11 protein-coding genes are annotated in these 14,382 nt (G+C 61.7%); 4 read left to right on the forward strand and 7 right to left on the reverse strand.

Annotation, left to right across the window (positions count from 1 at the left end; translation table 11 throughout):
- The 3 genes from FYJ85_RS15975 to FYJ85_RS15985 are packed head-to-tail and all read right to left on the reverse strand — an operon-like array spanning position 1 to position 3,435.
- A complete protein-coding gene (locus FYJ85_RS15975) occupies positions 1-1,401 on the reverse strand; it encodes a hypothetical protein (RefSeq protein WP_154419485.1) in 1,401 nt (466 codons plus the stop codon).
- Positions 1,398-1,907 (reverse strand): hypothetical protein, encoded by a 510-nt coding sequence (locus FYJ85_RS15980; protein WP_154419486.1) that lies wholly within the window; start codon positions 1,905-1,907, stop codon positions 1,398-1,400. Before FYJ85_RS15980 ends, FYJ85_RS15975 begins: the two co-directional genes overlap by 4 nt.
- 13 nt (positions 1,908-1,920) lie before the next feature.
- A complete protein-coding gene (locus FYJ85_RS15985) occupies positions 1,921-3,435 on the reverse strand; it encodes a serine hydrolase domain-containing protein (RefSeq protein WP_154419487.1) in 1,515 nt (504 codons plus the stop codon).
- A gap of 280 nt (positions 3,436-3,715) precedes the next feature.
- Between FYJ85_RS15985 and FYJ85_RS15990 the strand changes: the two genes are divergently transcribed.
- Entirely contained in the window at positions 3,716-4,378 is a 663-nt protein-coding gene (locus FYJ85_RS15990) for a polysaccharide deacetylase family protein (protein WP_206213241.1), read from the forward strand.
- Positions 4,379-4,536: 158 nt separating this feature from the next.
- Entirely contained in the window at positions 4,537-5,283 is a 747-nt protein-coding gene (locus FYJ85_RS15995; protein WP_154419489.1) for a glycerophosphodiester phosphodiesterase, read from the forward strand.
- Between the two features lie 190 nt (positions 5,284-5,473).
- Here the strand turns inward: FYJ85_RS15995 and FYJ85_RS16000 are convergent, their stop codons facing one another.
- From FYJ85_RS16000 to FYJ85_RS16015, 4 genes are all read right to left on the reverse strand, one after another.
- Complete coding sequence (locus tag FYJ85_RS16000; protein ID WP_106054091.1) at positions 5,474-6,109, reverse strand: IMP cyclohydrolase; 636 nt, start codon at positions 6,107-6,109, stop codon at positions 5,474-5,476.
- Between the two features lie 79 nt (positions 6,110-6,188).
- A complete protein-coding gene (locus FYJ85_RS16005) occupies positions 6,189-8,210 on the reverse strand; it encodes a beta-galactosidase (RefSeq protein ID WP_206213242.1) in 2,022 nt (673 codons plus the stop codon).
- A 254-nt stretch (positions 8,211-8,464) separates the two neighbouring features.
- Positions 8,465-9,481 (reverse strand): LacI family DNA-binding transcriptional regulator, encoded by a 1,017-nt coding sequence (locus FYJ85_RS16010; RefSeq protein WP_158704099.1) that lies wholly within the window; start codon positions 9,479-9,481, stop codon positions 8,465-8,467.
- Positions 9,482-9,581: 100 nt separating this feature from the next.
- On the reverse strand, positions 9,582-12,416 hold the full coding sequence (locus tag FYJ85_RS16015; RefSeq protein ID WP_206213243.1) for a glycoside hydrolase family 2 TIM barrel-domain containing protein: 2,835 nt from the start codon (positions 12,414-12,416) through the stop codon (positions 9,582-9,584).
- A 198-nt stretch (positions 12,417-12,614) separates the two neighbouring features.
- Between FYJ85_RS16015 and FYJ85_RS16020 the strand changes: the two genes are divergently transcribed.
- A complete protein-coding gene (locus FYJ85_RS16020) occupies positions 12,615-12,845 on the forward strand; it encodes a NifU family protein (RefSeq protein WP_106055755.1) in 231 nt (76 codons plus the stop codon).
- A gap of 180 nt (positions 12,846-13,025) precedes the next feature.
- Positions 13,026-14,333: a trigger factor gene (gene tig / locus FYJ85_RS16025; protein WP_154419492.1), complete on the forward strand. Its 1,308-nt coding sequence runs from the start codon at positions 13,026-13,028 to the stop codon at positions 14,331-14,333.
- Positions 14,334-14,382: the final 49 nt, after the last annotated feature.

The raw sequence follows: 14,382 nt of genomic DNA on the forward strand, positions 1-14,382 counted from the left end.
TCACTTCGGCTGAGAGCGGAACAGCTCGATCAGAAACTGGAGGCGCACCGGCAGGCGGTCGTGCCTCCAGTCGTATCCGGGGTCGGCGAGCGCCCGCCGGAAAGCCGGCATCGCCTCCTGGTACGCCCGCTGGTGCTCGATCACCGGGTTGACACGGTGCAGCAGCAGATAGCCGCCCAGGTGGACCGCCGCAGTGACGGTCAGCACGAAGCCGACCGGGTTGACCTTCCATCCGAGTTTCCGCACCGTCTCCGCCGCAGGCGCGAAAAACGGCAGCAGCAGCGACCATCCCGGCAGGAAATAGAGGCTGAACATGACCGCCGGAACCAGCACTGCCGGATGCCGCCCCACCATGCCTGCCGCCGCGACCCAGCATCCGGCGAGAGCGGCAGCGAATGCGGCGGCGGCAAGCAGAATCGTGCGGTTTCGCAGCTTCAGCCCCCCGAAGAACAGCAGCGCAAGCAACGCGGCGGCCGCCGCGCTCCCGGCCAGTGTCGATGCAAAGCCGGTCACGCCTGCCAGAGAGTAACCGATGTTGCGAAACAGGAAACGTCCCCCGAACGGCAGAACTTCCGGCGGCAGGCCGCTCATATTCTGATAACTGAAATCCGGCACGTAGCCGTTGCAGGCGTAAATCAGCTTCGGACCGATCGCAAGATTATAAAATGTCCCGGTCAGCACCACTGCAAGCGCAGCCGCCGTCACCGAGCACAGAATCCGCCGCGCATCGGCGGAGAGCGGCGGAAATCGGTTCCAGAGCGTCAGCAGCAGAAAGAAACCGGCGGCCGAAGCGTAGGCTGCCGCGAAAAACGCCCCCTGCCGGTCGAACAGCGTCGCCCCGAGCAGTACGGCGGCGATTCCGGCGACCTTCCACTTCCAGCGGCGGAACCGACCCCGGAACAGCGCGAACGTCAGGAACACCGCAATGGTGAAAGTCAGCGCGCAGCCGTATTTTGAAGAGCGGAAAAAGCCGTTGCCGGCAACGCACGGCGTCAGCACATAGGCGAATGAAAACAACGTCGCAATCCACCCCGGCAGTTTCGGATACAGCGTACGGATGCCGTACTGCTGGACGAAAACGGCAGCCGTCAGCATCAGAAAACCGCTGAGCGTGTAAAACTGGCACCAGCCGTGCCGGATCGACCAGCCGATGAACCGGGCGTCAAGACAATCGAAGAAATAGCTGAGCTCCCTCGCCTGGTACAGCTTCCAGTCGTTGCGCGCCGGATCGAAGACAAGTTCGGGTAAAGAGCGGTCCGCCAGATAGTTTCCAAGAAAAGCCGCGCTTTCCAGATCCAGATGGTATCCGAAGAGGTAGAGGTTTTCAAGCAGCAGCGCAAGCGAGCAGCCGAATGTGACGATGAGAGCGGCGCCGAGCGGGGTGACAGCTTTCAGATTCATTTTTCCAACTCCGCCCGGACAGCCTGCCGGCGTTCCCGCACGGCCTGCCGGAACTGTTCCAGCCCGGCCGTGCCGTCCGCACTCTCCCGGCCGGCTTCTTCCGCCCGGGCATACCAGAAATCGGCCCGCAGCAGGCCGGAACGGCCTTCCTCGCCGCGCAGGAAATCACCGTACATCAGCATGAGCGAAGGGCCTTTGAGCTGGGCCGCCCCGTGCCGGAGCCAGCTCTCGGCGGCGGTGCGGTCCCCGTTCCGGATCAGATAGCCGGCGAGCCGGGCGATACCGGCCGGTTTGCCGTCCGTCGCATCGTCTCCGATCCGGGCGAGTTCCATCCGGGCGGTTTCCTCCGGTCCGTAAACCGGTTCGACCGGATCGTCCGGGGAGTTCGCCCATGACGACTGCAGCCAGAACAGTCCGGGGCCGCCCAGCAACGCAGCCAGAGCAAGAATCAGGGCCGCCGCCGATCCGCGGCCGGAAATTTCCCGTTTCTCCGTCTCCGGTTCCATCGTTCCAACCGGCTCAATCGATTTTCCCGGTGGTTTCGACCGGAGTCTCATCGAAATTGAACCGCCCCTCGAGCGCGACCGTTCCGCCGTCGAACCGGAAGCGGAAAAAGTTCTGGATGGCGGAATTCGGAGAAACCGTGACCAGCAGCCATTCATCAGCGCCCTGCTGAAACGCCCGGCCGAAAAGCGGCCCTTCGATCGGATAGGAGCGCTCGCCGTCCGCCGCCCCCGGAACGGCCGGATTCTCCGCCCAGCTCCCGATTCCGAAATTCATCGGGTAGCCGTTGAGGGTGGCGCGAAGCTGTTTCCCGTCATGCTCAAGCAGGAGTTTTTCCGCATGGAACGGATTGTCGTCCGGCAGCGACACCGAAACCTTGCCGCCGGGCCTGAACAGTTTCGGCTCCACCGTCTTTTCCGGGAATGACAGAGTCAGCCCGGCGAGAAAGGTCCGCAGCGAAGCGTCAGTCGTTTTCCGTTCCGGGCGGACCGGTTCGCCGCGCAGGGCCGGCAGAAGCGTCTCCCAGACCGTGTCGAGCGCAGGCTGCAGGCGGTTCGAAGAGTTGAACATGATCAGCACAGCATCTTCGTCCTCCATCACCACCGCATACTGGCCGAGGAAACCGTCGGCGCGGAACGCGCCGTTCCGGCAGCGCCAGAACTGAAAGCCGTACCCCTGATTCCAGTCGGACCGGTCGTCGCCGGCGACCACGTTGCACTGCGGGGCGGTCGCAAGGTTGATCCATCCTTCGCTCAGGAGCTGTTTCCCGTTCCACCTGCCCTTGTTCAGGCAGAACTGGGCGAATTTCGCCGCGTCCTCCGGAGTCAGGTGGAGCCCCCAGGCGCCGAAGTTGACTCCGCGGTCATCCGCCTCCCATTTCACGTTTTCGATGCCGAGCGGTTCGAAGAGCCGCGGCGTCAGGTAATCACGCAGGGATTCCCCGGTCACCTTCGTGATGATCGCCGAAAGCATATAGGTCGCACCGTTGTTATAGACGAAATGGGTGCCGGGCTTGAATTCGATTTCGCTGCCGAGGAATCCCCGCACAAGGTCCTTCGCCTCGAACATTTTCCCGATCGGGTCGCTCTTGTGGCCCGACTGCATGGTCAACAGGTCGCGCACGCGCATCGCGGCGAGATGCCCGGAAATCTGCAGCGGCAACTTGTCCGGGAAGAAGCTGATGACGGGGTCCTCCAGCGTCAGGCGCTTCTCCTGAACCGCAAAGCCGACAGCGGTCGACGTAAAGCTCTTGCTCATGGAAAACACGTGCCGCGGCGCATCCAGCCGGCAGGGAGCCCAGGCGCCCTCCGCGATGACCTTGCCGTTCTTCAGCAGCATGAACGCATTCGGGTCGCCGTTCAGCGTATCGCCCGACTGCATCATTTTCCGTTCGAGGCTTTCGACGAACGCCTGAACCGCCGCCGGATCGACCCCCTCTTCGCCCGGCAGGGAGCGTTCCAGTGAATTGGTGGCACAGCCGCCGGCCAGCAGAACGGCCGCGGTGAACAGCATACCGATTTTTCCCGTCATAAGAATGGAGCGTCTCCCGATTTGATCTCTCTGTCGTTTCAGGGAATAACATACCACCGAGGTTCCGTTTTTCAAGCGGCGGTCGAAAAAAATCAGTATGGAAGCCAGGCGGAACGACCAAAGGAACGGAACTTCCCCATGTTGATGCCGAACACGTTATAAAAATGACGGAGAAACGGCGGAGAAATGACGGAACAGACTGAAACGGGAAATGTCCGCATCCGGTCTTGAAATTGTCCGGCAGTCCGTCTATATTTGGAGCCAAACATGGAGCCTGCTTATGATTTCGCCCGGAAAGACAGTCGTACTCACGTTCGATGACGCAGTTTCAAACCACGCCGCCTTCGCGGCTCCGCTCCTGTTGGAGCTCGGATTCCACGCAACATTCTTCATCTGCGAATTCCCGCCCGACTTCGCAGTCAACAAGCGGCAGTATATGACCTGGGAGCAGATCCGTTCGCTCGACGCAGCCGGTTTTGAAATTGCGAATCACACCATGACCCACGCCGGGCTCAGCGCGATGGCGCCGGAGACGTGCGAAAAGGAGATCGAGCTTCTCGAAGCACGGTTCCGGGATGTCGGGCTGCCGCGCAGCAGGGCGTTCGGTTATCCGGGCGGACCGGCCGCCGACTATGCGCCGCCGCTGCTGAAAAAGCTCGGCTTCCGCTTTGCCCGGACCGTCGAGGACCGGGCGTGGGAACCGGATCGGGACGACCCGTACCTCATTCCGGCCGTCGCGGTTCATGGTGCGGACGACTCGAATTTCCGGCGCGCTCTTTCCTATGCGCAATCCGGCGGCATCCCGGTGCTGGTCTATCACGGCATTCCGGACCGTCTTCACCCGTGGGTCGATACCCCGCCTGAGCTGTTTGAATCGGAAATGCGTTACCTGAAACGCGAAAACTACCGCGTTCTCGCCTTCCGCGACCTGCTTCAGAGCTGATCCCGGAATAAGGCGAAGCCTGGAATCCGCAGTCACGCCTACTGCCGAACCGGTGCCGCAGAACATCGGTGTCTGAAGCGGTCAAGTGGATGTGAATTGAATGCGGGAAGGACAATTTTATTATTCAGAGATAAACTCTTAATCAAGGAAAATCCCAAATGAACCGTTCCCTTCCCGGAATCTGCGCGCACCGCGGCCTGTCGGGTGCGATGCCGGAAAACACGCTCCCGGCCTTCGCCGCGGCGATCGCCGCCGGCGCTCAGGAAATCGAGTTTGACCTGTTCCCCTCCGCCGACGGCATACCGGTCGTTTCGCACGATCCGGATCTTGCCCGGGTGGCCGGCGTGCCGCACCGGGTGGAAGAACTGACCTGGCGCGAGATCGCCGGAATCGACCTCGGGAACGTCTTCGGCGATGCCTGGCGCCTTCTGCGGATTCCGCGTCTGGAGGAGGTGCTGGACCTCTCCGGCGGCAGGGTCGGCCTGAATATCCACCTCAAAACCGCCGGACCGGGCGGCAGTCTGGTCCAAACCGTCTGCCGGGAACTTGAAAAGCGGGGACTGAGCGGCGCCGCTTACATCGGCGGCGAATCCGATGTGCTCGAAGCCGCGATCCGCTATGCTCCCGGCGTGGAACGCTCCTGCATGGCCGGCCAGAATGATCCGGAGAAGCTGGTTGACAATGCGATCCGCTACGGCTGCCGGCGGCTTCAGTTCTTCACGAATTTCTCCCCGAAGGCGGCCGAACGCGCCCACGCCGCCGGCATTCGCTGCAATCTGTTCTACGCCGACGACTATGCCGAAGCGGTTCAGGCGGTCAGGAACGGCATCGATACCGTGCTGACCAACCGCGCCCTCGCACTCCTCAATGAACCGGCCTCCATCTTCCGGACGCCGCACCGTTGAATCCGGATAAGAGGAGAATCCGCAGCCGAATTCAGGGGATTGCATTCCCCCCGGGCAGCGGGAGAACCTCCGGCTGGAATCAATTTTCTCCGGCTCAAGCCGGCTTCGGGCATCATCCGGCCGGAAAAAGCGGGGGTGCGGAATCGAACTCCCGCCCCCCGAAACAGTGTACCCGTGTTTTCCGAAATCGTCAGATCACCCGGACAGCGAGCTCGTAGCCGTCGCCCTCCGCCACTGCCGCCGCACTCGTCACCGGATTCGTGAAATCCGCGAAAATCCCGCCGTCCACCACGTAGTTCACGGCGCAATGCGCACAGGTTCCGTCGAAATCACCGGTCACCTGATCGTCGCAGGGACGGTTCTTCTCGTAGGTGGACAAGTAGCGGACCTGCCCCGGAACCAGATCGAATTCGCGCACCAGCAGCGCATCCCTGCGGACGATGCCGAGGTATCCCTTGCGGCACTTGCTGCCGACCACCGCCACAATGCGCGGCGTATCGAGCGAATCCTTTTCGTAATCCATCGCGAGCAGCGGCAGCGCGATCGCATCGCGCGCCGGATAACCCATCGCCAGCTTTTCGACGATCGGATCAGTCTGGGAACCGTTCGTCGCAACCGCCCACTCCCCGGTCAGCCGGATGCAGTTATAGGTGATATACGGATTCTTCCGCAGGTCGTCCTCGAATCCCGGGCGCGGCATGATCGCCACCTGCTGATTGCCGAGCACGGCCTCGCGGTTCGGGAACGACCGCGACGAAACACGGTACATCGCCGCCGCCTTGCCTTCTTTCGTCATGCCGATCGCCACAATTCGTCCGAGATACATAATTTCACCTGATTGGTTTGGTTTTGAAAAAGTACAGCTATAAAATACGGCCGGAGAGAGCGAATTTCAACTGTCCGCGTCACTTTTTCAGAATTTCGGCCCCGTACGGCGGCAGCATCAGATACCCGGATGCCGCGGCGCCGCTTCCCACGACCGTGAATTTTCCGGCCGGAAGCACGGCTTCGCGCTTCTCGCCGGTATAATTATAAAGGAAGAGCCACTCCCCGCCGCGGCCGACACGCAGCGCGCCGCAGATGCCGTCGTTTCCGGCCGGAAGCACCGGTTTGATTCCGATCTCCGAGATGATTCCTGCATAGAGATCGGCCAGGAACGCCTCCCGCGTCCGGGCCGCGATATAATACGCCTTCCCGTTTCCGGAGGCGTTGACGGTCACGGCGGGAGCGCCCGCATAAAAGTCGCTCGTGTACTCGGCCAGAACCTGCGCCCCGCGCGGATGAATCCGCTCGGCGTATTCGACGACCTCGTACTCCCTGCCGCCGAACCGGAGCGACTGGCGGTCGAACGGCGGAATGCCGCCGATCTCCTCGTTCCAGATGCCGAAAAGATCCATCAGCCCGTCGCCGGGCCAGCCGTCGAGGAAGCAGCGCCCCGACTCATCCTCGCAGCCGGAGAGACAGGTCATGACCAGCGTGCCGCCGCCGGAGACGAACGCCTTCAGCCGTTCCGCCACGCCCGGCTTCAGCATAAGCAGCATCGGGCAGACCAGCAAACGGTACTTCGAAAAATCCGACAAACTTTCAATCACGTCGAGCGGAACGTTCTGCGTCCACAACGCGCGATAATGCTCCAGAACGGTTTCGACATATTTTTTCTGCCGGGTATCGCCGGGGCCGGAACTGATTGAGAAAGACCAGTAATTTTCCCAGTCGAACACGACCGCGGCTTCGACCGGATAGCCGCTGCCGCACAATTCCGGGCACTTCCGGTAAAGCGCGCCGAGCTCGGCCACGTCGCGGAACACCCGTGTTTCGGAGCTGCCGGCGTGATCGACAACCGCGCCGTGGAACCGCTCAAGGTTGCCGCGGCTTTTGCGCCATTGGAAGTAGAGCGTGCCGTCCGCGCCGTGGCCGACCGCACACAATTCCTCAAACCTGTGCTGGTTCGGCCGCTTCAGCCGATGGCAGGGGCACCAGTTCGTCGCGCTCGGAGCGGATTCCATGATCAGGAACGGCTTGCCGCCCTTCATCGAGCGGTGCATATCGTGCCGCATCGAAATTTCGGCGGCCAGCAGCCGGATATCCGGCTGGGTATCCCACGGCGGGTAAACGTCGTCCGAAATGAAATCGCAGACTTCGGCGACCCGCCAGTAGTCGAGCCCTTCAAAGAAACCCATCATATTGGTGGTGGCCGGGATGTCCGGCGTGAATTTCTTCACCGTGTCGACTTCGAATTTCATGAAGTCGCAGCATTGAAACGTCGTAAAACGCCGCCAGTCGAGCGTATTGCACTCGGAGCCGCCCCACGGCGTGATTTCATTCCAGCCGGTATGCAGGTGGCTCCAGAACGCGTTGCACCAGGCGCGGTTCAGATTTTCGAGCGTGCCGTAACGTTCTTTGAGCCAGCCGCGGAACCGGTCGATGCAGCGTTCACAATAACAGGCGCCGGAATATTCGTTCGAAATATGCCAGGCGGAAAGAGCCGGATGATCCGCATAACGTTCCGCCAGTTTCGCATTGATCGCGCCGAGCCTTTCACGGTAGACGGGGGAACTCCAGCAGTGATTGTGCCGCGAGCCGTACGGTTCGCGGCGCCTGTCGGCGTCAACGCGGCAGACTTCCGGATACGCCGTGGCAAGCCATGCCGGTTTCGCGCCGCTCGGCGTGGCCAGAATCACATGAAAGCCGTGTTCCGCCATGCGGTCCATGATCCGGTCGAGCCAGTCGAAACGGTATTCGCCCGGAGCAGGTTCAAGGGCGGTCCAGCTGAAAATGCCGACCGAAAACGTATTGCAGCCGGACTTCTCCATCAACTCGAAATCGCGATCGATGATTTTCGGATTTTCGAGCCACTGATCGGGATTGTAGTCGCCGCCGTGAAGAATTTCCGCCGCGTGACGGATGATCGGGCCGTAATGATTCATCGCTGTATTCTCCCATCTTCCCCCAAAAAGTTGTTTTATCCTCGGCCACCGGCCCCGGGTCTTTCGGGCTCCCCGCCGGAAAGCGTACGCCATTAACATACCGTCTCCCTGAGCGTGCGAACCCGGGATGACGCTGCGGCGAATAAAATACCACGCTTTCAAGGAAATCAAATAGGTTTTCCGGGGAAATCAGATGTGTTTTCTGGTAAAACACCGTACCCGACGCGCGTGCGCAATGCGTTCCGGCCGTTCTCCTATTTCATTCTCGGCCCGGCAGACTCGCGCAGGACGAGTTCCGAAGGCAGCAGCACCGGCTCCGTCACCGGCTCGCCCCGGATCATCCGGCACGCCATCCGCACCGCGCAGACTCCAAGCTCCGCCTGCGGCTGGCGGATCGTCGACAGCCGCGGATAACAGTTGCACGCAAAGCCGAGGTCGCCGTAACCGAGGATCGACATCTCCTCCGGCACTCGAACGCCGTCCCGCTGCAGCACGCTCAGCGCCTGAAGCGCAAAGTAATCAGACCCGCAGGTGATCGCCGTCACGCCTTCTCCCCGCATCCGCTCGAGAAACGTGCGGACGCCGCTCTCCGGCGCATTCAGTCCGAGCGACAGGACCCGGTTTTCCGGAAGCTCCAGTCCGAACTCCGCCAGCGCCTCCCGGTAATCCCTGAGGCGGATCTCCGCGTACTGCGCTTTCATGATGTCGGTGATATGCGCAAAACGGCGGTGGCCGAGCATATGAAGATGTTCGACCCCGCTGCGGATGCCGGACGGATCGTCCGTCCTCACATACGCCCGGCTGCTCCGGCTCACGTAATCGAAATGGACGAACGGAATCGAACACTCCTCCGTCACCCGCCGCAGATAGGTTTCGTCGCCGCTGCGGTCCCCCCAGCACAGAATCGCCGCCGGACATTGACGCAGCACCAGCTCAAGCCGCCGGTGCAGCTCCTCGTGATTTTCAGTCTCCACCCGGAGCAGCTTCGGGAAATAACCGGCGTTCTCAGCTTCCGCACACGCCGCGGCCAGCCCGCCGAACAAAATATTGTCGACACTCTCCGACAACAGGAACAGCATGCTGCTCCTGCGGCCCGACTTCATCTGCGCCGCAATATCGTTCCGGCGGTAGCGCAGCTTCGCCGCGGCCCGGACGACCTTTTCGCAGGTGGCGGCCTTGATCCCGAGCCGGCCGGCCCGGTTGCCCAGCACGGCCGAGACGGTCGAGGCGCTGACTCCGGCCTCGCGGGCGACATCCCTGATCGTAATCATGCGTTGTTCCTCCGCATTCCGATTCGACATGAAACCTGCAACGTTACAGAAATATTATGACGCATTTCCGGCGGAATGTCAAGGAATCCGCACGATTATTTCACCGTTTCCCGCGAAAAAGGAACTTCGCCGCGAGCGCCCGGTTCGGAATCCGGTACTCGTCGTGCACGTCGAGGCTCCAGCTGTTGTCGCCGCCCACGCCGCGCTGGACATGATCGAGCGTGAGCTCCCAGATCCCTTCGTCGCCGAGCTCTTCATTATGGCGCGCCTTCACCAGCGACGCGGCCCGGTACGGACGCAGCGTGAAGCCGAACAGCCGGTCGGACAGAATCTCGAGCACCTCGCCCGACTCCGAGGTCAGCCGGAGCGTACGGACATCGATCCGCTGCCCGTTCTCCTGCGGCCGCGTGTACGGCGTGCAGAGCGTCGCCGGATCGGCCCCGTAGCGGCCGACCAGAGCCGAGCGCTTGCGGTCGCAATAAGCTTCGTGCGGACCGCGTCCGTACCAGTCCACCCGCCGGACCGCGCTTTCCGGCAGCAGGAGCCGCAGGCCGAAGCGGGCGATTTCAGGACAGTATTTTTCCGGAATAAAGCCGATTTCCGCCACCGTCTCCATGCCGTTCGTCTTCCAGACCAGCGAGGTGCGGAAATCCTCCGGCTTGCGGGTATGGGTCCGCAAATCGAATTTGCAGCCGCGGTCGTTGTCGGTTTCGGCGCGGTCGAGCACCACCTCCGGCGATTCAAGCAGCGGCAGGCCAGGCTTCTCCGTTTCCCGGAGCGCAGCCGGATCGGCCCAGAACGGATTCCCGTCCGGAAACACCGAGAACGACAAATCCGCATCGAGCGGAAGCTCGGTCTCCGCCGACTCCCCGAGCGAAATGCGCCAGAAACGTTCGATTCCCTCCGGCAGTTCGGCCGGATACGGCACCGTCTTCGATTCGCCGGGCCCGAGCACGAAATCCCAGCCGCCCGACGCAGCCTCGCGCCCGTCGGCCAGCAGTTTCCAGCCGATCGCCTCGCCCGCGGTCGAACGGAAACTGCGCCGATTCGTGAGCGTGATCGTCCGCGCTTCGCGGTCAAGTGCGGCAACCAGCGGGCGGTGAACCCACTTCACCTCGCAAAGTCCCGGATTCGCCTCGCGGTTCGAGCGGACCAATCCGTCGCAGCAGAAGTTCCCGTCGTTCGGCCAATCGCCGAAATCGCCGCCGTAAGCGTAACCGCGCGGAGTCGCCAGCGCATGCTCGCACCACTCCCAGATAAAGCCGCCGGCCAGGCATTTCGTGCGGTCGATCACATCCCAGTATTCGAAAAAATTGCCGGTGCTGTTGCCCATCGCATGCGCGTACTCATTCATGATGAACGGCTTTGTGCTCGGATTCGGCCCGTGCTGGCGCGGATGCGGTATTTCGCCGTGTTCGCCGATGCGGACCGCGTTATCCTTCGAATATTCGGCAAGCCAGTGCGGCGTCGGGTAAGTCTGGCTGTCGAACTCGGCCACGACGTTCATATCGGCATACTGGATCGGACGCGGATCGTACCGCCGGATATGGGCGGCGGCGGCCTCGAAGGCGGTACCGTACCCGGCCTCGTTGCCGAGCGACCAGATGGTGACTGAAACGGAGTTGCGGTCCGTCTTCACCAGGCGCTCGACCCGGTCGAGCACGGCCGGCTCCCAGACCGGATCGTCGCCCGGCAGGACGCAGGCGTGATACGACAGGTGATGACTTTCGATATTCGCTTCGTCGATGACATAAAGCCCGTACCGGTCGCAGAGCTCGTACCAGAGCGGATGGTTCGGGTAGTGGCTGCAGCGGACCGCGTCGAGATTCGCCGCCTTGATCATCGTGATGTCGCGCAGCATCCCTTCGCGGGTGACCGCCCGGCCGCGCCGGGGATCGAGCTCGTGCCGGTTCACCCCGTGCAGCTTGATCGGTCTGCCGTTGAAGAAGAGCTGCCGGTCACGCACCTCGATCGAACGGAAACCGGTCCGGAAATGGCGGATGTCGAGAATCCCGTCCCCGCGGCGCAATGCGACGGTGACGGTGTACAGCTCCGGCGTTTCGGCGCTCCACCGCTTCGGAGCCGGTACCGGCGCAGCCAGCGAACGTCCGCCGGACGCCTGCGCCGCAATCGCGCCGGACGGATCACGCACGACGAGTTCGAGCGACAGGGAGCCGTCCCACCGCTCGACCTCCACCTCGGCACGGACCGTTCCCGATTCCGGGTCGGCCGTCACCGCGGCGTCGGCGATGAAAACCTCCGCCGTGGAGTAGGCGAAGACGCTGCGGAAAATGCCGGAGAGCCGCCAGAAATCCTGATCTTCCAGATAACTTGCGCTCGAATATTTGTAACACTCCGCCGCGACGACGTTTTCTCCGGCGCGGACCAGGGTCGTCACGTCGAATTCGGCCGGTCCCATCGAATCCTCGCTGTACCCGGCGAAAACGCCGTTGACCCAGAGCCGGAAGGCGGTCTGCACCCCGGCGAAATGCAGCACGACGCGGCGGCCGCGCCACTCCTCCGGCAGCACGAAGCGGCGGCGGAAACGGCCGGTCGGATTGCGCTCTGCCCAGGCGGTCCAATTTTCCGGCGGTTCTCCCATCACATGCGGCGGGTCGCAGTGGAACGGATAGGTGATGTTGCTGTAAATCGGTGTGCCGTATCCGGCGCATTCGAGATTGGCGGGCAGTTCGATCTCATCCCATCCGGAGTCGTCGAAAGCGGGCGCCTCGAAGCCGCCGGTTTCCTCTTCCGGAACCGGAGACCAGTGCAGTCTCCAGGGGCCGTCGAGCGGAAGCCGCCAGTCGCCGATGTCGTACAGAAATTCGTCCGGCGCGATCGAAAGGCGTTTCGACGGCCACGACGTCGCGCGCGGGGGCAGCTTGTTGATTCCGAACACGGACGGATTTTCCAGCAGATCGATGAGTTCGCTCATGTTTACATACTCTTGTGGTTGCCAGTCTGATAATAATGTTTCATAATGGAGCGGTTCCGGCCGGGATTTGCAACTGCGAGGCCGGAAAAATGATCGAAAAAAATGTGATTTCTTATCCGGCCGCTTGATTTTTTCATGATGATGACTTATACTGTCTGCACAGGAAAACTCACATCCAAACACGGGGAGTATCGGAAAATGGATGATCTCAGCAAGAAAATCACCGACCGGCTCGAAGAGCTCCGGGTTCATCTCCAGGCTGACGGCGGAGACCTCGAAATCGTCGGCATCGACGGCAAAACCGTGCAGCTCCGGCTGCGCGGGGCCTGCGGCGGCTGCCCGCACGCGGCCATGACCATCAAGGGCGGGCTCGAACGCATTCTGCGCGAGGAAATCGACCCCGAAATCGTCATCGAGCGCGTGCTTTAGGTTTCGGCTCCGGAACCCTCCCGGCGCTCCCTTCCCGGCGGAGTGCCGGTTTTTTGCGGCCGCCGATTTGAAAAACGGAAAAACCTGTGTTACATTAAACGGTCTGTATCAATAGATTGAATAGATAAAACAGGGCCCGGACGCAAATCGGGAGCCGGATAAAAGAAAGGTTTGATTGAGATGGCGAAGAATCTCGTGGATTCCATCCAGATGGAAGTGCGTTCCAAGCAGCCGTGCCGCAAGGAGTTGGATTTTACGGTCCCGGCGGATGCGGTCAAGAGTGAGACGGACAAGGTCCTCCGCGAATTCGCGTATGCGGTGTCGATTCCCGGCTTCCGCCAGGGCAAGGCCCCGGCCGGAATGCTGAAGAGCAAATACGGCAACGATATCCGTCAGGAGGTTGAGCGCAAGATCGTCTACGCGGCTTTTGAACTGGCCGGCAAGGACGGGAGCCTCGACATCGTGACCTGCGGAATCGAAGGCGAGCCGAAGCTCGAGTTCGATCAGGAATTCAAATTCACGCTCGGCGCCGACATCGCCCCCGAATTCGAGCTTGGCGACTACAAGGCGATCAAGGTCAAGGAAGAACTCGAAGCCGTCACCGACGAGCAGATCGACGAGCGCGTCAAGACCTACCGCGCCATGTACGGCAACTATGCCGAGGCCGAAGGCGCGGCGCAGAAGGACGACATGCTGAAGGTCAGCTACAAGAGCGACTTTCCGCTGCCGGAAGACGCCTCCCCGGCCCTGAAACGCCAGCTTGAAGCCGAAAGCACCTTCCTCTGGCTCAGCGATCCCGAGACCATTCCGGGCTGCACCGCGGCGCTGACCGGCGCCGAAGTCGGCAAAGAATACACGATCAAGGCCGAATATCCGGCCGATTACCGGGAAGCGGCCCTGGCCGGCAAAACCGTGAACTACACGGTCAAGGTCGAGGGCATTCAGCGCCGGGTTGAGCTGACCGATCAGGAACTGGCCGAAAAGGCCCGGGTCAAGACGATCGAGGAGTTCCGCGACATGCTCCGCAAGGCGATGGAGCAGGAGAACCAGAGCAAGCAGCGCAGCGCGGTGATCGAAAAGGTCTACGCCGAAATCGACAAGGCGATCCCGGAATTCGAGCTGCCGCCGTCGGTTCTGGCCTCCGAAGTCCAGAAGGAGCTCCAGAAGATTGCGCGCGAAACCGTGAAGAGCGAAGAGGACGCCGAGAAATTCAAGGCCGGGCTCGAAGAGCACAAGAAGGCCGCGGAAGAGCCGGCGAAGAAGGCGCTGCGCCGCACTTTCATCCTCCGCAAGATCGCGAAAGCCGAGGAGATCAAGCTCGAGCAGGGCGAAGTCGACGCCCAGCTCCGTGAAATGAGCCGCTACTACGGCTACAAGGAAAAGGAATTCCGCGACATGCTCGAAAAGAACGGCGGAATGGATGACCTTCAACTGGACATCCTGAGCAACAAGGTGCTGAACCATCTTGCCGATATGGCGACGAAGTAAGGCAACTGCTGCGCATTCCGAAAGAGCCGGGTGGCGGACCGTTCCGTAA

It is taken from the genome of Victivallis lenta (assembly GCF_009695545.1).
GTDB classification, from domain to species: domain Bacteria; phylum Verrucomicrobiota; class Lentisphaeria; order Victivallales; family Victivallaceae; genus Victivallis; species Victivallis lenta.